Raw genomic sequence first — 20028 nt, 5'->3', positions numbered from 1 at the left:
CCCCGGCGCGGCCGCGGGCGGCTGCGATGCTGGGCGGCGATGGAGTCCTCCGCACCGGCCACCGTGCCCTGGGTGGTGCTGGCGGTCGCGCTGACGGCCCTCGCCGTCCTGGGGGTGGCCGCGGTCCGGGCCGCCCACCGCCGCCCGCCGCCGGGGCCAGGGCCGCAGCCGGAGAGGGGCGGGACACCGTCCGCCGCTGCGGGCCCGCGCTGGGCGCACGACGACCTGCCCGGGTTCCTGGCCGCGCCGCCCGGGACGGCCGCGGCGGAGCCGCCGTCCCCGCCCGCCCCGGCCCTCCCCCCGGAGCCCGGAGGGCGCGCCCCGGACGCCGCCCGCCCGGTCGCCGCGATGGCCGGGGCGGCGCTCGTCCTCGTCGCGGCGCTCGCCGTCGTCGCCGGCACCACCGGGGGTGCGGACCCGGCCGGGGACCCGCCCCCGGTCGCCGGGCCGGCCCCCGGCACGGGAGCGCCGCCGGGGCCGCCGGCCCCGCCGGCCCCGGCCCCGGAGCTGCCCGGCGTCCCGGCCGAGCCGCTGCCCGGGGAGGGCGGCGCCGGCGCGCTGGCCGCCCGGTCGGTCCCGCTGGGCACCGACGGCGTGGCCGCCCGGCTGACCTTCGGGGGCGTCGTGCTGGAGCGCCACGCGGTCGGCGTGACGGTGGCCTACCCGTCGGTCAGCGTGACCGCGACCGGCGACCCGGTGACCGCGGCCCTGGCCCACCTCCGGCTGGACACCTGGAACTGCCTGGCGGGCGAGGCCCCCGACGACCCGGAGGAGGCCGGCTGCGTGCGCACGCGCACGGCGTACGCGGAGCTGCCGACCCCGGCCCTGGGCGTCGAGCGCGACGGGGCGGCCCTGCGGCTGACCGGCCGGTTCCCCACCTACACCCGTCCGCTGGGCGGGCCGGCGACCTACACCGGCCGGGTCTACGACGTGACGGTGGCCGTGGCCGCGGACGGCCCGCTGCGGGCGGGTACCGCGCCGGCCACCGGCACGTTCTTCCTCGGCACCGACCGGGCCGGCTCCCGCGGCGGCCCGGGGGTCGATGTGCTGCGGGTCGTCGGCTGACCAGGGCCGGACAGCACCGCAGCCGCCGACGCGGGTGCGTCGGCGGCTGCGGGTGGTCGTCCGGTGGTGTCACACGGCGCTGTGTGCCGGCCCTGCTGCAGGGTCCCGCCGGGAGCCTGCGAGTGGTGGGGGCGGTGGCCCCGTCCGGAGGCTCGCCGCGAGCCTGCGAGCGGCGAGGGGGACGGGGTCCTTCCTCAGACGGCGCGGCGGCGGAGGCGGCGGCGCTCCCGCTCGGAGAGCCCGCCCCAGATCCCGAAGCGCTCGTCGTTGGCCAGCGCGTACTCCAGGCACTCGGCCTTGACCTCGCAGCCGGTGCAGATCCGCTTGGCCTCGCGGGTCGAGCCGCCCTTCTCCGGGAAGAACGCCTCGGGGTCGGTCTCGGCGCACAGGGCGCGCTCCTGCCAGGACTGGGCGTCGGCCTCCAGGCCGATGCTCCACAGCCCGGTGAAGACCTGACCCGGCCCGGCCGGGGCCGGGTCCACCGACCGCTCGGAAGCACTGACGTAGTCGCTCAGCCACGAGACCTCTGCCATGACGACGCGTCCCCTCTCGCTCTCGTCCGGGAGCGCGCTCCTCGGGACGCTCCCGGGCCGCTGACCGCTCGATGACACCGCCGGAATTACACGCGTGTCGCTCCGTGGCCGTCAACTTCGCCCGGTGTAAGCGGCCGGCCACACGCGCCCCACGCGTCACAGGGCGTTCGTCACATCTCGTGGGGACCCTCGACACGCCCGGCGAACAGTCGACAACTGCCCATCGGGCACGATGACTTTCGTGCAGATCGTCGTCCTCGCCGGAGGCATCGGCGGAGCCCGCTTCCTGGCCGGGCTCCGGGCCGTCACGCCTCCGTCGTCGATCACCGCGGTGGTCAACACCGGCGACGACGTGACGATGCACGGGCTGCGGATCTGCCCCGACCTGGACAGCGTCATGTACACCCTCGGCGGGGGCATCGACCCCGAACGCGGGTGGGGCCGCACGGGTGAGACCTGGACGGTGAAGGAGGAGCTGGCCGCCTACGGCGCCGAGCCGACCTGGTTCGGGCTGGGCGACCGGGACATCGCCACGCACCTGGTGCGCACCCGCATGCTCGACGCGGGGTACCCGCTCTCCCAGGTGACCGCGGCGCTGGCCGACCGCTGGCAGCCGGGCGTGGAGCTGCTGCCGATGAGCGACCAGCGGGTCGAGACCCACGTGGTGGTCACCGACCCGGAGGACGGCCGCCGGCGGGCCCTGCACTTCCAGGAGTGGTGGGTGCGGCACCGCGCGGCCCCGGAACCGGCCGCCTTCGTGCAGGTCGGCGTCGAGGCGGCCCGGCCGGCCCCCGGGGTGGTGGAGGCGCTGGCCACCGCCGACGCCGTGCTGCTCGCCCCCTCCAACCCGGTGGTGTCGATCGGCACGGTGCTCGGCGTGCCGGGCGTCCGGGACGCCGTCCGCGCGGCGCCGGGGAAGGTCGTCGGGGTCTCCCCCGTCATCGGGGGCGCCGTCGTGCGGGGCATGGCCGACCGCTGCCTGCCGGCGATCGGCGTCGAGGTGAGCGCCGAGGGCGTCGGGCGGCACTACGGGGCCCGCTCCGGCGGCGGGCTGCTCGACGCCTGGCTCGTGGCCCCCGACGACACCGCCGACGTGCCGGGGGTCGACGTCCGGCAGGTACCGCTGCTCATGAGCGACCCCGACGCGACGGCGGCGCTGGCCCGGGCCGCGCTGGACGCCGCCGATGTCTGAAGACCGGCCCCCTCCAGAGGCCCGGCCCGAGCCTGCGAGGGCTGAGGAGGAGGGGGTCCTTCTCCTTCCGGTGCGCGGACTGCCCGAGTTCGCCCCGGGTGACGACCTCGCGGCCGCGGTCGCCGGCGCCGCGCCGTGGCTGGCCGACGGTGACGTCGTCGTCGTGACCTCCAAGGTGGTGTCGAAGGTCGAGGGCCGCCTGGTGCGCGTCGAGCCCGGCACCGACCGCGAGGTGGCGCGGCAGCGGGCGGTCGAGGCGGAGACCGTGCGGGTCGTCGCCCGCCGCGGGCCGCTGCGCATCGTGGAGACCCGGCACGGCTGGGTGGTGGCCGCGGCCGGCATCGACGCCTCCAACGTGGCCGGTGATGCCCTGGTCCTGCTGCCCGAGGACGCCGACGCCTCGGCCCGGGCGCTGCGGGAGCGGCTGCGAGCGCTGCTGGGCGTGCAGGTCGCCGTGGTCGTCAGCGACACCTTCGGCCGCACCTGGCGGGAGGGGCTCACCGACGTCGCCGTCGGCTCGGCCGGCATCGCCGCGCTCACCGACCACCGGGGGGACGTCGACGCCCACGGCAACCGGCTGGAGACCACGCAGGTGGCCGTGGTCGACGAGCTGGCCGCCGCGGCCGACCTGGTCAAGGGCAAGCTCGCCGGGGTCCCGGTGGCCGTCGTCCGCGGGCTGGCGTTCGACCCGCCCGCCGAGGACGCCGGTACGCGGCCGCTGGTCCGCCTGGGGCCCGGCGACCTGTTCCCCTACGGCAGCCGCGACCTCGTCGGCTCCCGGGCGCCCGGCGCGGACCTGGTGCCGCGACCGGGCGAGCTCGACGCGGTCGCCGAGGCCTTCCGGGTGGCGGTCGCCGCGCTGCCGGAGTTCCCCGTGGTGGTCCGCTACGGCGGGGAGGGTGACGGGGTGGTCGACGTCCACCTGCAGGAGCGGGCCACGACCACCACGGCGCTCAACCTCGGGGCGCTGCTCGGCGCGGTCGTCGTCCAGCTGCACGCCGAGGGCTGGACGACGCGCTGGGAGCCCGTGGGCACGCCGGGCGGCAGCTCACTCGTCGGGAGGTTGTGGCTCGGCTCGCCGCCGACCTGAGGGCGGCCGGCTCGCTACCGTCGGGTCCGTGGACGTCCGTGAGCTCGCCGTGCCCGACAGCTACGTCCTCGACCTGGTCCCCCACGGCGACCCCCGCGGCCGGTTCACCGAGTGGTACCGGGCCGACGTGCTCGCCGCGGCGACCGGCCACCCGCTCCCGCTGGCCCAGGCCAACCACAGCGTCTCGGCCCGCGGCGTCCTGCGCGGCGTGCACTTCGCGCTGGTGCCCCCCGGGCAGGCCAAGTACGTGTACTGCCCGGCCGGGCGGGTCCTCGACGTGGTCGTCGACGTGCGGGTCGGGAGCCCGACGTTCGGGGTCCACGACAGCGTGCTGCTCGACAGCGAGCAGCCGCGGGCGCTGTACCTGGCCGAGGGCCTCGGGCACGCCTTCGTCTCCCTGGCCGAGGGCAGTTCCGTCACGTACCTGGTGTCCACCGGCTACTCCCCGGGCCGGGAGTTCGGCGTCCACCCGCTCGACCCGGCGCTGGACCTGCCGTGGCCGGCCGACGTGGAGTTCGAGCTCTCCGCCAAGGACCGGGCCGCCCCGACGCTGGAGGAGGCCCGGGAGCAGGGGCTGCTGCCGACGATGGAGCAGTGCCTGGCCCGCTACGCCGAGCTCCGCGCGGCCGGCTGAGCACACCGCCCGGCGGCCGAGCACCGCGCCGCCCGGCGGCCGGGAGGCTCCCCCCTCCGGGGTGGGCCTGCCCGCGGGGACCGGCCGCGGCAGCGCGCGCTCGGTACGGTCCCCCACCATGCGGGGGATCATCCTGGCCGGGGGCACCGGCAGCCGCCTCTTCCCGATCACCCAGGCGGTCAGCAAGCAGCTCATGCCGGTCTACGACAAGCCGATGGTGTACTACCCGCTGTCCACGCTGATGATGGCCGGCGTCCGCGAGGTCCTGGTCATCACCACCCCGGGGGACCGCGACGCCTTCCGCGCGCTGCTCGGCGACGGGTCGCGCCTGGGGATGCGCATCGAGTACGCCGTCCAGCCGCGCCCCGAGGGCCTGGCCCAGGCGTTCCTCATCGGCGCGGACTTCCTCGACGGCTCCTCGGCGGCCCTGGTGCTGGGCGACAACATCTTCTACGGCGCCGGGCTCGGGACCGCCCTCGGCCGGCTGCCCGAACCCGACGGGGGGCACGTCTTCGCCTACCACGTCGCCAACCCGCAGGACTACGGCGTGGTGGAGTTCGACGACCACCGGCGCGTGCTGTCGATCGAGGAGAAGCCGGCCCGGCCGCGCAGCTCCTACGCGGTGCCCGGGTTGTACTTCTACGACGGCTCGGTCGTCGAGGTGGCCCGCGGCATCCGGCCCAGCGCCCGGGGGGAGCTGGAGATCACCGCGGTCAACGAGCACTACCTGCGCGAGGGGCGGCTGACCGTCACGGTCCTCGACCGGGGCACCGCGTGGCTGGACACCGGGACCTTCGCCTCGCTCCGGCAGGCCACCGAGTTCGTCTCGGTGGTCGAGGAGCGGCAGGGGCTCAAGATCGGCTGCATCGAGGAGGTCGCCTGGCGCCAGGGCTGGCTCGACGACGACGGCCTGCGACGGGCCGCCGTGCCGCTGGGCAAGAGCGGGTACGGCGACTACCTGCTCGGCCTGCTCGACGACCCTCTGGTCTGACCGGCCCCGGCCCGGGTCCCGCCCCGAGCCTGCGAGGGGTGGGGAGGACGGGGTCCTTCCTCCCCCGCCGCTCGCGAGCTCGCAGCGGGCGCCTGCAGGGAGGCCGCCGGTCCGGCTACAGCCGCCGGTAGTCGGTCGGCGCCACGCGCGGGCCGCGCCGCGGCGGGCGGCTGCCGCCGATGGTCAGCAGCCGGACGACCCGCTGCCGCTGCCCGCGCCACGGCTCGAGCAGCTCCATCATCCCGTCGTCGTCGGTCTTCCGGCCGGCCAGCGACCAGCCGACCAGGTTCTTCAGGTGGTAGTCGCCGTAGCTCACGGTGTCGGGGCAGCCGAACACCCGCTGCACCACCTCGGCCGCCGTCCAGACGCCGATGCCGGGCACCGTGCGCATCCGGGCGGACAGCGTCGCGGCGTCCCACCCCGGGGAGGGCTCGAGCCGCGAGGCCACCGAGGTGACCGCCCGCAGCGCGCGGCGGCGGGCGCCGTCCAGGCCGCAGCGGTGCCACTCCCAGTCGGTCACCGCCAGCACCCGCTCCGGGGTGGGCACCACCCGCATGCCCTCCGGCGCCGGGCCGGGCGCCGGTTCCCCGGCCAGCCGCAGCAGCGCCCGGAAGACCCGGTGCGCCTCGACGGTGGTCACCTTCTGCTCGAGGACGGCGGGCACCAGGGCGTCCCAGGTGCGCCCGGTCCGGCCCAGCCGCAGCCACGGGGCGTTGCGGTGCAGCCGGACGACCAGGGGGTGCTGCCCGGGGTCGAACTCCTCCGGCCGGTCCGCGGCGCCCAGCCAGCCGGGCACCGCCGCCCCCGCCCGCTCCCCCCCGGGGCCCCAGGCCGTCACCCGCACCTCGCCGGCGCCCAGCACGATGCGCACCGTGGCGGGCCCGTCGGGCGTGCTGGTGGTGCGCCACGCCCCGTCGGGGGTGAAGCGCAGCGTCGGGTCGGCCGTCCCGCGCAGGCTCGGCGACAGGGCGCGCCGGAGGTCCAGCGACCAGTGCGGCCGCCAGGCGTCGGTGAACACCGGCGCGTCGAGGGTGGTGGTGCTCACCGGTGCTCCCCGGGGAAGAGGGACGGGGAGGTCAGCGGGGGGCCATGCGCAGGGCGCCGTCCATCCGGATGACCTCGCCGTTCAGGTAGCCGTGCTCGACGATGTCCAGGGCCAGCTCGGCGAAGTCCTCCGGCCGGCCGAGGCGCTTCGGGAAGGGTATCCCTGCCGACAGGGCCGCCCGGGCCTCCTCCGGCAGGCTGCCCAGCAGCGGGGTGTCCACCAGGCCGGGGGCGATGGTGCACACGCGGACACCGACGCCGGAGAGGTCGCGGGCGGCCGGCAGCGTCAGGCCGACGATCCCGCCCTTGGACGCCGAGTAGGCGACCTGCCCGATCTGGCCGTCGAAGGCGGCGATCGAGGCCGTGTTCACCACGACGCCGCGCTCGCCGTCCTCCCCCGGCTCGGTGGCCGCCATGGCGGCGGCCGCGAGGCGGAGCACGTTGAAGGTGCCGACGAGGTTGACCATGACGGTCTTCACGAACGGGTCGAGGTCGTGGGCGACGTTGCCCTTGCCCACGGTGCGCTGCGCCCAGCCGATGCCCGCGCAGTTGACCGCGATCCGCAGCGGCCGGTCCTTGCCGGTCGCCTCGGCGACCGCCGCCTCCACCGACGCCTCGTCGGTGACGTCGGTGCGCACGAACGTGGTGTGCCCGCCGAGCTCGGCGGCCAGCTTCTCCCCCTTGTCCTCCTGGAGGTCGAGGATGGTCACGGCCGCCCCGCGGGCTGCCAGGGCGCGGGTGGTGGCCTCGCCGAGCCCGGAGGCCCCGCCGGAGACCACGGCGGCGACGTCGAAGTTCTTCATGCCGGGCAGGCTAGCCAGGTCGTTCAGCTGAACTGTGACCCGTGCCGCTCCTGGACCTCGGCGAGCAACTGCTTGACCCGCTCGGAGTCGCGGACGGGGCAGACCATGGTCACGTCGGCGGTGTGCACCACGACGCTGTCCCGGACGCCGACGAGCGCCACCAGGTGGTCGGGGTCGGCGCTGAACACGACGTTGCCGGCGCTGTCGAGGCTCACCACGAGCCCGTGCACGGCGTTCCCGTCGGCCGTGGCCAGGGTCGAGGCGAGCGCCGGCCAGGAGCCGACGTCGAGCCAGTCGACGTCCAGGTCGGCCACCAGCACCCGGCCCGGCTCGGTGGCCGCGGGCTCGAGCACCGCGTAGTCGACGCTGATCTTCGGCAGGGTCGGGAACACCTCGGCGAGCACCGCGTCGCGCGCCGGCCCCGCCGGGGCGGCCACGATGCGCTCCAGCCCGGCGGCGGTCTCGGGCAGGTGGTCGGCGAGCGCGTCGAGGACCGTGCGCGCCCGCCAGACGAACATGCCGGAGTTCCAGAGGTACTCCCCGGACGCGAGGTAGGCCTCGGCCGTCGCGCGCTCGGGCTTCTCCCGGAACGAGGCGGCCTCGGCCACGCCGGCCACCTCGGTCGCCGCCCCCCGCTGCACGTAGCCGAAGCCGGTCGCCGGGGCGGTCGGCCGGATGCCGAGGGTGACCAGCGCCCGGGGCCGGACGGCGAGCGCGTCGTAGGCCGTGCGCAGGGTCGCCGCGAAGGTCTCCACCGGCCGGATGACGTGGTCGGCGCTCACGACCGCGAGCTCGGCCTCCGGGTCGACGCCGGCCACCAGGGCGGCGGTGAGCCCGACGGCGTTGGCGGTGTCCCGGGCCACCGGCTCCAGCACCAACCGGTCGGCACCCAAGCCGGGCAGGGCGGCGCGGACCTGGTCGCCGTAGCGCGCGGCGGTGCAGACCCAGACGTTCTCGGCCGGCAGCACGGCGACCAGCCGGTCCCACGCCTCGGCCAGCAGGCTGTGCGCCCCGCCCGCCCCGTCGGCGACGACATCCAGCAGCTGCTTGGGCCGGTCGGCCCGGGACAGCGGCCACAGCCGGGTCCCCGACCCGCCGGCCATGATCACCGCGTGTCGCATGGCATCTCCCCATCCCCCCGGCCGACGGAGTCGGCCCGCCGCTGGAACCGCGCTCCCGCCGCCACCCGGCCGCTGACGTACGAGACGAGCATCCGGCCGCCCAGCCCGACCCGCAGCGCCCCGCGCAGGGGCGCGTGCCGGCGGTGCGGGTACTGCCCGGCCAGGTAGCGCAGGGCGCTGGTGTGGTGCACCCGCTGCATCCGGTGCGGATCGCGCCGGGTGGCGTGGCCGCCCTCGTGCACGACGACCGCCGCGGGCACGTAGACGTGCAGCCAGCCGCGCCGCCCCAGCCGCTCGGCGAGGTCGACGTCCTCGAAGTACATGAAGTAGCCGGGGTCGAAACCGCCGGCGGAGTGGAAGGCGGCCAGGTCGACGAGGAAGCACGACCCCGACAGCCAACCGGCGGTGCGCTCGCGGGGGGCCTCGCGCTCGCGCCGGTACCGCGCCGTCCACGGGTTGGCCGGCCAGGCCCAGCCCAGCAGCGCGTGGCCGGCGCCGGTGGACAGCCGCGGCAGGTCGCGGGCCGACGGGTAGAGCTCGCCGTCCGGGGTGCGGATGGCCGGGCCGATCGTCGCCGCCCGCGGCCAGCGCCGCGCCGCGGCGAGCAGCTCGTCGACCGAGCCCGGCTCGAAGCGGACGTCGGGGTTGGCCACCAGCGCCCAGCCGGTGCGGACGTCGGCCAGCCCGGCGTTGACCGCCGCGCCGTAACCCACGTTGCCGCCGGTGCGCAGCACCCGGACGTCGGGGGACGCGGCCGCCACGCGCTCCGGCACCCCGTCGGTGGAGCCGTTGTCGGCGAGCACGACGTCCAGCGGCCGGGTGGTCGCCGTCCGCAGTGTGGCCACGAACCCCGCGAGCGCCTCCCCCGGGGAGTAGGTCACCGCGACCACGCGCAGCGGCTCCGGCGCCGTCCCCTGGTCCACGCACGGAACCCTAACGACAGCAGCCCGTGACCGTCCGTCGCCGTTCGGGTGACCACCGGGACCGCGGCGGTGGGCGCGGCCCGACGCCGGTACTGTCGAGCGACATGGCATCCGGCGCTCCCGACCTGATCGTCGTCGGCTCGGGCTTCTTCGGCCTGACCGTCGCCGAGCGGGTGGCCTCCCAGCTCGGCAAGCGCGTCCTCGTCCTCGACCGGCGGGACCACATCGGCGGCAACGCGTACTCCGAGGCCGAGCCGGAGACCGGCATCGAGGTGCACCGGTACGGCGCGCACCTGTTCCACACCTCGAACGAGCGGGTGTGGCGCTACGTCAACCAGTTCACCGGCTTCACCGGCTACCAGCACAAGGTCTTCAGCACCTACCGCGGGCAGACCTACTCGCTGCCGATCAACCTGGCCACCATCTGCCAGTACTTCGGTCGCAGCTTCACCCCGGACGAGGCGCGCGCCCTGGTGGCCGAGCAGTCGGCCGAGATCGAGACGCGGGAGGCGGCCAACCTCGAGGAGAAGGCGATCTCGCTGATCGGCCGCCCGCTCTACGAGGCGTTCATCCGCGGCTACACGAAGAAGCAGTGGCAGACCGACCCCACCGAGCTGCCCGCCGCGGTCATCGCGCGGTTGCCGGTGCGGTACACGTTCGACAACCGCTACTTCAACGACACCTACGAGGGCCTCCCGGTCGACGGCTACACCGCCTGGCTCACCCGCATGGCCGAGCACGAGCTCATCGAGGTCCGGCTCGGCACGGACTTCTTCGACGTCCGCGCCGACCTGCCCGCCGACGTCCCGGTCGTGTTCACCGGGCCCATCGACAAGTACTTCGGCTACGAGGCCGGCGAGCTGGGCTGGCGCACCCTGGACTTCGAGACCGAGGTGCTGCCGACCGGTGACTTCCAGGGGACGTCGGTGATGAACTACGCCGACGAGGACGTCCCCTACACCCGGATCCACGAGTTCCGGCACTTCCACCCGGAACGCGCGTACCCGACCGACCGGACGGTCGTCGTCCGCGAGTACTCCCGGTTCGCCGAGACCGGCGACGAGCCGTACTACCCGATCAACACCCCCGAGGACCGCGCCAAGCTCGAGCGCTACCGCGAGCTGGCCGCCAAGGAGGCCGCGGAGAAGCAGGTGCTCTTCGGCGGCCGGCTGGGCACCTACAAGTACCTGGACATGCACATGGCCATCGGCTCGGCCCTGACCATGTACGAGAACCGGATCCGCCCGTACTTCGCCGAGGGCGCCTCCCTCGACGGCCGACTGGAGGACTGAGCACCGCGATGACCACCACCGACTCCCCGGTGTCCCCGGAGCGCGTGAGCGACCCCTCGGCGGCCGACCTCGCGACCGGGAAGGCGGTCACGCTGCTGCAGCGGGTGATCCTCCCGCGGCCCGGCGACCCGCTGAAGGTCCGCTCCCTCTACGTCGACGAGGACCGCACCCGCCGCGTGCGCGTCCGCGACCGGTCCGAGGTGACCGTGCCGGCCGGCAGCGAGGTCTCCTTCGCGACCTACTTCAACGCCTTCCCCGCCAGCTACTGGCGTCGCTGGACCGTCCTGGACCAGGTCGTCCTCGGCATGCGGCTGTCCGGCCCCGGCCGGGTCGACGTCTACCGGTCCAAGGCCGACGGCAGCATCATCCACGTCACCGGGTCGACGGCCTCCGGCGACGACCGCACCCTGGAGTTCGAGCTCGACCTCACCCCGTTCGAGGACGGCGGCTGGTACTGGTTCGACGTCACCGCCGACGACGCCCCGGTCACGGTGCACCGGGCGGCGTGGTGGGCGCCCCAGGCGCCCGCGGGCGAGGCGCGGCTGTCGGTCGGGATCTGCACCTACAACCGCCCCGACGACTGCGTGAACGCCCTCGCCGCGCTGGCCGGTGACCCCGTCGTGCGCGAGCTGATCGACACGGTCATCGTCGCCGACCAGGGCACGAAGAAGGTCCGCGACGCCGGCGGCTTCCCCGCGGCGGCCGAGGCGCTCGGCGACCGGCTGCGGCTGGTCGAGCAGCCCAACCTCGGCGGCAGCGGCGGCTTCTCCCGCACGATGTACGAGATGCTGGAGCACACCAGCGCCACCCACCACCTGCTGCTCGACGACGACGTCATCCTCGAGCCCGACAGCGTGGCCCGGGCCTTCGCGGTGGCCCGCTTCGCCAAGCGCCCGATGCTCGTCGGCGGGCAGATGCTGGCCCTGCAGGACCGCTCGGTGCTGCACACCATGGGCGAGGTCGTCGCGCCGGAGAAGTTCTTCTGGCGGGCGGCCCCCAACACCGAGTACGCGCACGACTTCGCGCAGCGGAGCCTGCGCCGGTCCCCGCAGCTGCACCGCCGGGTCGACGTGGACTACACCGGCTGGTGGATGTGCCTCATCCCGCGGATCGCGGTGGAACGGCTCGGCCTGGCGCTGCCGGTCTTCATCAAGTGGGACGACGCCGAGTACGGGCTGCGCGCCGGCGAGCACGGCTTCCCCACCGCCACCATGCCCGGCGTCGCGGTCTGGCACCTGTCCTGGAGCGACAAGGACGACACCGCCGGCTGGCAGGCCTACTTCCACACGCGCAACCGGCTGGTCGCCGCGGCCCTGCACAGCCAGTACAAGCGCGGTGGGCAGCTGCTGCGGGACACCTTCAAGTTCGACCTGAAGTTCCTGATCATGATGCAGTACGCCACCGCCGGGCTGCACCACCGCGCCTACGAGGACTTCCTGGCCGGGCCGCAGCGGCTGTTCCCCCTGCTGCCCACCGCCCTGCCCACGGCGCTGGAGCACCAGGGCGACCACCCCGACGGCGTCGTCGTCCCCTCCTCCTCGGACCTCCCGCTGCCGTCGATGAGCGGCACCCGGGCGGAACGCTTCATGAAGCCGCCGGTCACCCCGCTGACCATCGGGCGCACCCTGCTGGCCGCGCTGGCCCACAACGTGCGCCCGCCGCGGGAAGAGACCACCCAGCGCCCGCAGCTGAACATCAGCGCGCAGGACGCCCGCTGGTTCCTGCTCTCCCGGTTGGACAGCGCGACGGTCGGCACCGCCGACGGGCGGGGGGTGACCTTCCGCCGCCGCCAGCCGGCCACGTTCTGGTCGATGCTGCGCCGGTCGGTGCGCCTGCACGCCCGGCTCTACCGGGAGTTCCCCCGGCTGCAGCGCGTGTACCGGGGCCACCTGGAGGAGCTGACCGCGCCGGGCAGCTGGGCGCAGGCCTTCGGGGTCACCGACGGTCGAAGCGCTCCGACCGACCGGCGCGGGTGAGCCGGCGCCACTCGCGCCAGCCCTCGGGGTCGTGCCGGCGCAGCAGGAAGTACCAGCTGAACCGGAGCCACTCGAGCGGCAGCATCCACCGCATCCCCGGCTGCGCCATCAGGTAGCCGCGGTTGCGGTAGGTGTAGTACCGCTTGACGTCGTCCTCGGGGTACTGCGCGGACAGCGCACCGCGCAGCATCGGCTTGAACTCGCCGGTGCCGCTCGGGTGCAGGTAGGCGGTGCCGGTCGAGGTGCCGAACCGCAGGCCCGAGCGCATCAGCCGGCGGTGCATCTCGGTCTCGTCGCCGCGGAAGAACATCCGGTAGTCGGGGACGCCGATGACCTCGAGCGCGCTGGAGCGGAACAGCGCCCCGTTGAACAGCGAGGCGTAGCCGTCGAGCAGCCGGACGCCGCGGAAGTCCGCGTGCCACCTCCGCCAGCGCAGCCCGCGGCGCAGCGGGAAGGCCAGCCGCCGCGGGTCGTTCATGTCGAGCACCATCGGGGAGATCTCGTCGAGCGAGAGCCCGACGGCCTCCTGCAGCAGCGTCTCGAGCACCGCGTCGTCGGCGGGGCGGCCGTCGTCGTCGGCGCACCAGACCCAGTCGGCGCCCAGCGCCAGCGCGGTGAGCATGCCGAGGGCGAACCCGCCGGCGCCGCCGAGGTTGCGCTTGGAGGGCACGTAGGTGCCGCGGACCGGCAGGTCGGCGACGATCTCGGCGACCTTCGCGTCGTCGCCGTTGTCGACGACGACCACGTGGTCCACCGGCCGGGTCTGCGCGCAGATGGCCTCCAGGCTGGTCGCCAGCGTCGACGGGCGGTCCTTGGTGACGACGACGGCGATGACGACGTCGTCGGACAGGATGCGGTCGCGGGGCGCGGCGGTCACCCCGGCTGCCCCCCGTACCGGCGCAGGACGTAATCGAGGTCCCCCTGGGCCTTGACGCGGCCGTGCTCCAGCCACAGCGCGGTGTCGCAGAGCTGGCGCAGGAACTCCTCCGAGTGCGAGGCGAAGACGAGCAGGCCCGAGCGCTCGACGAGCTCGACCAGCCGCTGCTTGGACTTCTCGAGGAACGCGGCGTCGACCGCGCCGATCCCCTCGTCGAGCAGCAGGATCTCCGGGTCGATGCTGGTGACCACGCCGAGGGCCAGCCGCACCCGCATGCCGGTCGAGTAGGTGCGCAGCGGCATGCGGAGGAAGTCGCCGAGCTCGGTGAAGTCGGCGATGTCGTCGACCCGCTGCTCCATCTGCTTGCGGGTCATCCCGAGGAACAGGCCCCGGATCATGATGTTCTCGAGGCCGGAGATCTCCGGATCCATGCCCACGCCGAGGTCGAACACCGGCGCCACCCGGCCGCGGATCTCCGCGACGCCCCGGGTGGGCTCGTAGATGCCCGACAGCAGCCGCAGCAGGGTCGACTTGCCGGCGCCGTTGTGGCCGACGAGGCCCACCCGGGCCCCGTGCTGGAGGTCGAGGGTGACGTCCCGCAGCGCCTCGATCACCGGGATCTTGGCGCCGCTGTCGATGTTCCCGCCGACCAGGCCCACGACGGTCTTCTTCAGCGAGCGGCTCTTGGCGTCGAAGATCGGGAAGTCGACGCAGGCGTCCTTGGTGACGATGCTGACCGGACCGCCGGTGCTCTGGGACACGCTCACACCCAGTAGGAGACGCGGGACCGGTACCGGCGGAGGACGAGCAGCGCCATCCCCCAGCCGACGACGGTGATGGCGAGGACGACGATCCAGTGCCGCCAGACCTGGTCCTGGCCGAGCAGGGGCTGGCGGACGACCTCGACGAAGTGCAGGAACGGGTTGAACTCGGCCAGCCGGGCCCGCTCGGCGATCGCGGGGTTGGGGCTGTTCACGAGCTGGTCGTAGATCCAGACGATGGGCGTCAGGAAGAACATCAGCTGCACGACGCTCTGCGTGATCGGCAGGATGTCGCGGAAGCGGGTCGTGATGACCCCGACGGCGAGGGCGACCCAGGCGCCGTTGAGCGCCAGCAGCACGACGGCCGGGATGGCCGCCAGCGCGGTCCACTTCAGGTCCTGCGGGAAGAACACGAGCATGACCGCGTAGACGATCATGTTGTGGGCGAGGAACAGGAGCTGGCGCCAGACGAGCCGGTAGACGTGCACGGACAGCGGAGCGGGCAGGTGCTTGATCAGGCCCTCGTTGGCGATGAAGACCTCGGAGCCCTCGGCGATGCACCCGCTGATGAACGCCCAGACGATGAAGCCGACGAGGACGTGCGGCAGCATCACGTCGAGGTCCTGGTCGAACAGCCCGGCGTAGAGGATCCCCAGGGCGACGGCGGTGACCGCCATGCTGATGGTGATCCACACCGGCCCGAGGACCGAGCGCCGGTAGCGCTGCCGGATGTCCTGCCAGCCCAGGTGCCCCCACAGGGCGCGCTGCTGCCAGCCGCGGCGGAGGTCGTCGATCGCCCGGGCGAAGGAGATGCTGGGCGCGGTCACCGGGTCGAGGACCGCGGGGGCCTTCGGGGGAGCCGCCATCACAGCCCCCCTCCTCACGTGTCGGTCGCCGTCGAGCGCCCGACCGGGAGGTCAGGCCGCTACCGCGCGAGCGTACGTGCGCCGGTGCGCCTCTGCACACGCGGTCCAGGTGAAACCGCTCGCACGGGCGGTCGCCGCGCTCGACAGCTCGGCCCGCCGGGCGGGTGAGGCCAGCAGCGCGGCCAGCTTCGCGGCGATGCCGGCGGCGGTGGGGTCGGTGTAGGCGACGGCGTCCCCGCCGACCTCGGGCAGCGCCAGCGAGGTGGTGGTCAGCACGGGGGCGCCGCAGGCCATGGCCTCGAGCACGGGCAGCCCGAAGCCCTCGCCGAGGCTGGGGTAGGCGACCACCTCCGCGCCGCCGAGGAAGCCGGCGAGCAGGTCCAGCGGCAGGTACCCGGGCAGCAGCACCTCGAGGCCGGCCGGCACCGCGGCCAGCGCCTCGTCGATGCGGGTGTCCCAGCCCCGGCCGCCGGCGAGCACGAGGGCCGGGGGGTCCTCGAGATCGGCCACCGCGCGGCGCCAGCCCTCGACCAGGAAGGGCACGTTCTTGCGCGGCTCGATGGTGCCCAGGAAGGCCACGTACCGCGCCGCCCGCAGCCCGAGGTGCTCCCGGGCGGCCCGGACGTGCTCGACGTCGGGCACGGAGAAGGTCGCCGGGTCCACGCCGTGGTGGGCGACGTCGACCTGGCCGCGCACGCCGCCGGTGACCCGGGCGAGCTCGTCGCGGGTGGCCTGCGAGGGGACGACCACCCGCGCCGCGCGGCGCAGCGAGGACGTCGTCCAGCGGCGGAAGAAGGCCCGCTTCACCGGCTGGTGCACGTCGGGGTGGGTGAAGAACGTGGCGTCGTGGAGGGTCGTGACGACCGGGACCGGGCTGTACCGCGGCATCGTGTAGTGCGGGCAGTGCAGCACGTCGGCCGCGACCCGCTCGGCCAGCCGGGGCAGGCCGGTCTGCTCCCACACCAGCCGCGCCGGGCGCCGGGACGCCGCGGCCGGGGCCGCGACGACGTCCCCGCAGGGCGCGAGCTTGCCGTAGTACTCGACGTCCCGCTGCTGGCAGACGACGACCAGGTCGCTGCCCAGCGCGTCGAGCGCGGGGACGAGCTGGTCGACGTAGCGGCCGACGCCGCCCCGGTTGGCGGGGACGGCGGTGGCGTCCAGCAGGACGCGGGGCCCGGTGGTGGCGGCCACGGCGGCTCCCTTTCGCTCGGGTGTGCTCCGACGGTACGGACGCCGTGGCGCCGTCCGGTGACCTGGCGTGGGCGAGTCGTCACGTGATGCGGTGCTCCCTTCCCACCGACCCCAGGGGGCACTCGGGCCGCGACTCACAGCGTCCGGTAGAGGTCCCAGAGGGTGCGGGCGGCCGAGGCCCAGGAGTACACGCCGCTCCGGCTGAGCCCGGCCGCGCTCAGCTGCGCGCGCAGCCCCGCGTCGCCCACGACCCGCCCGAGTGCGGCCGCCAGGGCGGCGGGGTCGCCGACGGGCGTGGTGAGCGTGGCCCCGCCGCCGACCTCGGCCAGCGCGGGGGCGTCGGAGCTGACCACCGGGGTGCCCGCCGCCATGGCCTCCAGCACGGGCAGCCCGAACCCCTCCGCGCGGCTCGGCGCGACGAGCGCGGTCGCCCGGCGCAGGACGGTGGCGAGGTCGTCGTCGGGGAGCCGGCCCAGGTGGCGGACCCGGCCGGCCGGCAGCCCCGCCTCGGCGGCCGACCGGACCGGGTCCACCCCGCCCCAGCCGGGGGCGCCGGCCAGCAGCAACGGCACGTCGGGGGCCTCGGGGCGGGCGAGCGCGGCGAGCAGGACGTCGAGCCCCTTGCGCGGCTCGAGCGTGGCCAGGGTCAGCAGGAAGGGGCCGCCGGGCAGCCCGAGCCGCCGGGCCCGGTCGGCGGCGTCGGCCGGCTCGGCCAGGCTCCCGCTGACCCCGAGCCCCACCACCACGGGGGGACGCCGCAGCGGCAGGACCCGGTCGAGCTCGTCGGCGACCGCGGCGGTGGGCACGACGACGGCTGCGGCGGTGGCCGCGGCCCGCTCGGCCATGGCGCGGTGCCAGCGGGCGCCGCGCGGGGTGAGCGTCTCCGGGTGGGTCCAGGGCACCGCGTCGTGGACGGTGACCACCAGCGGCCGGTCGCCGGCCGGCGGCACGAGCAGGGTCGGGGCGTGGACGACGTCGGCGCCGCGCGGCCGGGGCCCCCGGCCCCGCTCCCACGCCGCCGCCAGGGGGCGCCGTGGCAGCGCCAGGCGCCGGGGCCCGGCGACACCGGGCAGCCAGGCGGCGCCGGTGCGGCGGTGCCACGCCGTCCACCCGGTCACCGTCGCCCCGCCGGGGGCCGTCGCGGCGAGCGCGGCGGCGACCTCGGCGGAGTACCGGCCCGTGCCCCCGGGTACGGGTGCGAGCACCTGCTCCAGGAGAATCGCCAACCGCACGGGGCCCCAGCCTAGGGAACAGGGGCTCCCGGGCGTCGGCAGACCCGAGGAGGCCCGCATCCGGATCGGCCTGGACGGCACCCCCCTGCTCGGCCGGCCCACCGGTGTCGGGCGGTACGTGTCCGGCCTGCTCGGTGCGCTCGTCGCCACCGCGGGCGATGCGGTCGAGGACGCCACCGGCGCCACCCCCCGGGACGACGTCTGGGTCACCGCCTTCACCCTGCGCGGTGGCCGGGGACTGCCGGCGGTCCTGCCCGCCGGGGTCGCTGCCCGGCCGCGTCCGGCCCCCGCCCGCCTGCTGCGCGTGGTGTGGTCCCGGACCGAGCTCGTGCCCGTGACCCTCCTGGGCGGGCGGGCCGACGTCTTCCACGGGACCAACTTCACCCTCCCCCCGACGGGGCGGGCCGGCGGGGTGGTCACCGTGCACGACCTGGCCTATCTCCACCACCCGGACACCGTCGCGCGCGCCTCGGCGGCCTACCGCGAGCTGGTCCCGCGCAGCATCGCCCGGGCCGCGCAGGTCGTCGTGCCCAGCGCGGCCGTCGCGGCCGAGCTCCGGGAGACCTACCGGCTCGGGGAGGACAGGGTCACCGTCACCCCGCTGGGGGTGGACGAGGCCTGGTTCGGGGCGACCCCACCCGGTCCCGGCGACCGGCGTCGCCTGGGCCTGCCCGAGGACTACCTGGTCGCCGTGGGCACGATCGAGCCCAGGAAGGGGCTGCCCGCGTTGCTCACCGCCTACCGGGCGCTGCTGTCCGTGCGCCCGGAGGCGCCGCCGCTGGTCCTCGTCGGCCCCGAGGGCTGGGGGGCCGCACTGGAGGTGGGCTCCCTCCCCGCCGGCGCGGTGCGGTTCACCGGCTACCTCACCGACGACGACCTGCGCAGCACGGTGGCGGGGGCCCGCGCGCTCGTCCTCCCCTCGCGGTACGAGGGCTTCGGGCTGCCCCCGCTCGAGGCCCTGGCCTGCGGCGTCCCCGTCGTCGCCTCCGACCTGCCCGTCACGCGGGAGGTGCTGGGCGGTGCGGCCCGGTTGGCCGGGTCGTCGGAGGAGCTCGTCGACGCGCTGGTCGAGGCGGTCGACGGCACCCTCCCCGGGGACCCCGGTTCCCGCAGGGGCCACGCCCGCGCGTGGACGTGGGCGCGGTGCGCGGACCGCACGCGCACCGCCTACCGCCGCGCCCTCAGCTGAGGTCCTCCGGCGGTCCCGCGTCGGCCCCCTCGACCGGCGTGCCGGCCGAGGGCCCGGCGACCGCGAAGACGGCGTAGTCCTGGGGGCCGAACAGCACGTGGTTGAGCCGCGCGAAGCCCTCGTCGACCCGGGCGGCCAGCTCCGGCGCCGCGGGATCCGGCCCGTCGCCCAGCGGGAGCTGGAGGTTGGTGGCCGGTGAGAAGAACTCGGTCCGGACCTGGCGGAACCCGGCGGACTCGCTCAGGAACCGAAGCAGGTCCGGGTGCAGCGGCCACTCGTGCGTCGGGTCCATGATGAAGTGCGAGCCGAGCACGACCAGCGTGGCCGGGTTGGGGGTCTCGGCGATGAAGACCCCGCCGGGTCGCAGCTTCCGGGCGCTGGTCTCCAGGAAGTCGACGAGCACGTCGAGCGGCAGGTGCTCGACCACGTGGGTGCTGATGATCGCCCCCAGGCTGTCGTCGGGCACGGTCGCGAAGTACTCGTGCGCCAGGACCTGGTGCACCTCGAGCCCCCGGGCGCGGGCCTCGTCGGCCATGCCGGGATCGGGTTCCACGCCGACCACCTCGACCCCTTCCCGGGCGAGCAGCTCGAGCAGCTCCCCCCGGCCGCAGCCGATGTCGACGACCGGCTGGTGGTCGCGCAGGACATCGGCGTAGCGGTCGTGCAGGACGGCGTTGATGACCTCGGGATCACCGCGGAACCGGCGCTCGAAGCCGACGTAGTCGAACAGCGTCGAGGAGATGTCCGCGGGTGCGACCGGCTGCGCCGCCCCGGTCCCGGCGCCGACCACCGCGGTCCCCGCCGAGGGCTCACGGGCCGAGCGCTCCGCGCGCCGGAGCCGGCGGTCGAGCGCGGTGACCTGCTCGCGCACCTCCGCGACGCGACCGGCCGTCAGCTCGACTCTGGTGTCCCACAGCTCGCCCTTGAGCAGCTCGTGGTTGTGCGACACGGCGGCGACGTCCGCGTGGAGGTGGCCGAGGTCGGCCGCCACCTGCTGCACGGCGCTGCGCGCGTCGGCGACGGCCGCGCCCAGCCGGGCGAGCTCGGCGTGCACCTCCGCGAGCCCGGCCTCCAGGGGCCCCACCCTGCCGATCGCCAGGCGGCGCACCAACGGCAGGCGGCGGAGCACCCGTGCCGCGATGCGGGCACGGGTCCGCGGGGTCTCGTGGGGACCGGCGTCGGTCAAGTCGCCTCCTCGTGTCGGTGACCCGCCGCACTCGCTCGACGGGCCGGGTGTCATCTTCCCCC

General features: G+C 75.5%; 19 protein-coding genes. 8 read left to right on the top strand and 11 right to left on the bottom strand.

The features are described 5' to 3' along the window. Nucleotides 1-39: 39 nt before the first annotated feature. Nucleotides 40-1065, top strand: a complete 1026-nt coding sequence (locus tag ACI8AC_RS01905; RefSeq protein WP_456894641.1) for a hypothetical protein — start codon at nt 40-42, stop codon at nt 1063-1065. A gap of 194 nt (nt 1066-1259) precedes the next feature. On the opposite strand, the gene ACI8AC_RS01900 is transcribed toward ACI8AC_RS01905, so the two are convergent. Further along, the gene (locus ACI8AC_RS01900) at nt 1260-1598 is read right to left on the bottom strand and encodes a WhiB family transcriptional regulator (protein WP_456894640.1); all 339 of its coding nucleotides are present in this window, start codon (nt 1596-1598) and stop codon (nt 1260-1262) included. A gap of 241 nt (nt 1599-1839) precedes the next feature. On the opposite strand from ACI8AC_RS01900, the gene cofD reads away from it, so the two are divergent. From cofD to rfbA, 4 genes are all read left to right on the top strand, one after another. Further along, complete coding sequence (cofD, locus tag ACI8AC_RS01895; protein ID WP_456894638.1) at nt 1840-2790, top strand: 2-phospho-L-lactate transferase; 951 nt, start codon at nt 1840-1842, stop codon at nt 2788-2790. Further along, the gene (locus ACI8AC_RS01890) at nt 2783-3880 is read left to right on the top strand and encodes a coenzyme F420-0:L-glutamate ligase (RefSeq protein WP_456894637.1); all 1098 of its coding nucleotides are present in this window, start codon (nt 2783-2785) and stop codon (nt 3878-3880) included. Before cofD ends, ACI8AC_RS01890 begins: the two co-directional genes overlap by 8 nt. A gap of 28 nt (nt 3881-3908) precedes the next feature. Then, nucleotides 3909-4514 (top strand): dTDP-4-dehydrorhamnose 3,5-epimerase family protein, encoded by a 606-nt coding sequence (locus ACI8AC_RS01885; protein WP_456894635.1) that lies wholly within the window; start codon nt 3909-3911, stop codon nt 4512-4514. A 118-nt stretch (nt 4515-4632) separates the two neighbouring features. Then, nucleotides 4633-5505 (top strand): glucose-1-phosphate thymidylyltransferase RfbA, encoded by an 873-nt coding sequence (gene rfbA, locus ACI8AC_RS01880; RefSeq protein ID WP_456894633.1) that lies wholly within the window; start codon nt 4633-4635, stop codon nt 5503-5505. A gap of 115 nt (nt 5506-5620) precedes the next feature. Here rfbA and ACI8AC_RS01875 read toward each other — a convergent pair whose 3' ends face one another. Genes ACI8AC_RS01875 through ACI8AC_RS01860 form a run of 4 tightly spaced genes read right to left on the bottom strand, consistent with a single transcriptional unit; the run spans nt 5621 to nt 9396 of the window. Continuing rightward, complete coding sequence (locus ACI8AC_RS01875) at nt 5621-6550, bottom strand: DNA-3-methyladenine glycosylase family protein (RefSeq protein ID WP_456894631.1); 930 nt, start codon at nt 6548-6550, stop codon at nt 5621-5623. Nucleotides 6551-6581: 31 nt separating this feature from the next. Beyond that, complete coding sequence (locus ACI8AC_RS01870; RefSeq protein ID WP_456894629.1) at nt 6582-7352, bottom strand: SDR family NAD(P)-dependent oxidoreductase; 771 nt, start codon at nt 7350-7352, stop codon at nt 6582-6584. Between the two features lie 23 nt (nt 7353-7375). Then, nucleotides 7376-8473 (bottom strand): mannose-1-phosphate guanylyltransferase, encoded by a 1098-nt coding sequence (locus tag ACI8AC_RS01865; RefSeq protein WP_456894627.1) that lies wholly within the window; start codon nt 8471-8473, stop codon nt 7376-7378. Beyond that, nucleotides 8458-9396, bottom strand: coding sequence for a glycosyltransferase family 2 protein (locus tag ACI8AC_RS01860; protein WP_456894625.1), 939 nt, complete (start codon nt 9394-9396; stop codon nt 8458-8460). Before ACI8AC_RS01860 ends, ACI8AC_RS01865 begins: the two co-directional genes overlap by 16 nt. Nucleotides 9397-9500: 104 nt before the next feature. Between ACI8AC_RS01860 and glf the strand changes: the two genes are divergently transcribed. Together glf and ACI8AC_RS01850 are read left to right on the top strand one after the other, a co-directional pair. After that, nucleotides 9501-10688, top strand: coding sequence for a UDP-galactopyranose mutase (gene glf, locus ACI8AC_RS01855; RefSeq protein ID WP_456894623.1), 1188 nt, complete (start codon nt 9501-9503; stop codon nt 10686-10688). 8 nt (nt 10689-10696) lie between these two features. Then, complete coding sequence (locus ACI8AC_RS01850; RefSeq protein WP_456894621.1) at nt 10697-12664, top strand: glycosyltransferase; 1968 nt, start codon at nt 10697-10699, stop codon at nt 12662-12664. Here the strand turns inward: ACI8AC_RS01850 and glfT1 are convergent. The 5 genes from glfT1 to ACI8AC_RS01825 form a co-directional block, all read right to left on the bottom strand. After that, a complete protein-coding gene (glfT1, locus tag ACI8AC_RS01845; RefSeq protein ID WP_456894619.1) occupies nt 12624-13541 on the bottom strand; it encodes a galactofuranosyltransferase GlfT1 in 918 nt (305 codons plus the stop codon). The genes ACI8AC_RS01850 and glfT1 overlap by 41 nt on opposite strands. Then, a complete protein-coding gene (gene wzt / locus ACI8AC_RS01840) occupies nt 13538-14308 on the bottom strand; it encodes a galactan export ABC transporter ATP-binding subunit Wzt/RfbE (RefSeq protein WP_456894618.1) in 771 nt (256 codons plus the stop codon). Before wzt ends, glfT1 begins: the two co-directional genes overlap by 4 nt. Further along, a complete protein-coding gene (gene wzm, locus ACI8AC_RS01835; RefSeq protein ID WP_456894616.1) occupies nt 14305-15168 on the bottom strand; it encodes a galactan export ABC transporter permease subunit Wzm/RfbD in 864 nt (287 codons plus the stop codon). The genes wzt and wzm overlap by 4 nt, the downstream gene beginning before the upstream one ends. 51 nt (nt 15169-15219) lie before the next feature. Next, nucleotides 15220-16359, bottom strand: coding sequence for a glycosyltransferase family 4 protein (locus ACI8AC_RS01830; protein ID WP_456894614.1), 1140 nt, complete (start codon nt 16357-16359; stop codon nt 15220-15222). A gap of 134 nt (nt 16360-16493) precedes the next feature. Next, nucleotides 16494-17591 (bottom strand): glycosyltransferase family 4 protein, encoded by a 1098-nt coding sequence (locus ACI8AC_RS01825; protein ID WP_456894612.1) that lies wholly within the window; start codon nt 17589-17591, stop codon nt 16494-16496. Nucleotides 17592-17709: 118 nt separating this feature from the next. On the opposite strand from ACI8AC_RS01825, the gene ACI8AC_RS01820 reads away from it, so the two are divergent. Continuing rightward, the gene (locus tag ACI8AC_RS01820) at nt 17710-18780 is read left to right on the top strand and encodes a glycosyltransferase family 4 protein (RefSeq protein ID WP_456894610.1); all 1071 of its coding nucleotides are present in this window, start codon (nt 17710-17712) and stop codon (nt 18778-18780) included. Here the strand turns inward: ACI8AC_RS01820 and ACI8AC_RS01815 are convergent. Continuing rightward, nucleotides 18773-19966 (bottom strand): class I SAM-dependent methyltransferase, encoded by a 1194-nt coding sequence (locus ACI8AC_RS01815; RefSeq protein ID WP_456894608.1) that lies wholly within the window; start codon nt 19964-19966, stop codon nt 18773-18775. The genes ACI8AC_RS01820 and ACI8AC_RS01815 overlap by 8 nt on opposite strands. Between the last annotated feature and the right edge of the window lie 62 nt (nt 19967-20028).

This window comes from Geodermatophilus sp. SYSU D00758 (genome assembly GCF_054049955.1).
The sequence above is the reverse complement of the archived record's forward strand: the minus strand, read 5'-3'. Positions and strand labels throughout refer to the sequence as shown.

Excerpts from the sequence above, each read along its gene's own strand:
- ACI8AC_RS01900 (WP_456894640.1), bottom strand. The coding sequence starts at position 1,598 with ATGGCAGAGGTCTCGTGGCTGAGCGACTACGTCAGTGCTTCCGAGCGG.
- ACI8AC_RS01890 (WP_456894637.1), top strand. The coding sequence starts at position 2,783 with ATGTCTGAAGACCGGCCCCCTCCAGAGGCCCGGCCCGAGCCTGCGAGG.
- ACI8AC_RS01905 (WP_456894641.1), top strand. The coding sequence starts at position 40 with ATGGAGTCCTCCGCACCGGCCACCGTGCCCTGGGTGGTGCTGGCGGTC.
- ACI8AC_RS01850 (WP_456894621.1), top strand. The coding sequence starts at position 10,697 with ATGACCACCACCGACTCCCCGGTGTCCCCGGAGCGCGTGAGCGACCCC.
- glf (WP_456894623.1), top strand. The coding sequence starts at position 9,501 with ATGGCATCCGGCGCTCCCGACCTGATCGTCGTCGGCTCGGGCTTCTTC.
- ACI8AC_RS01865 (WP_456894627.1), bottom strand. The coding sequence starts at position 8,473 with ATGCGACACGCGGTGATCATGGCCGGCGGGTCGGGGACCCGGCTGTGG.
- ACI8AC_RS01870 (WP_456894629.1), bottom strand. The coding sequence starts at position 7,352 with ATGAAGAACTTCGACGTCGCCGCCGTGGTCTCCGGCGGGGCCTCCGGG.
- rfbA (WP_456894633.1), top strand. The coding sequence starts at position 4,633 with ATGCGGGGGATCATCCTGGCCGGGGGCACCGGCAGCCGCCTCTTCCCG.
- wzm (WP_456894616.1), bottom strand. The coding sequence starts at position 15,168 with ATGGCGGCTCCCCCGAAGGCCCCCGCGGTCCTCGACCCGGTGACCGCG.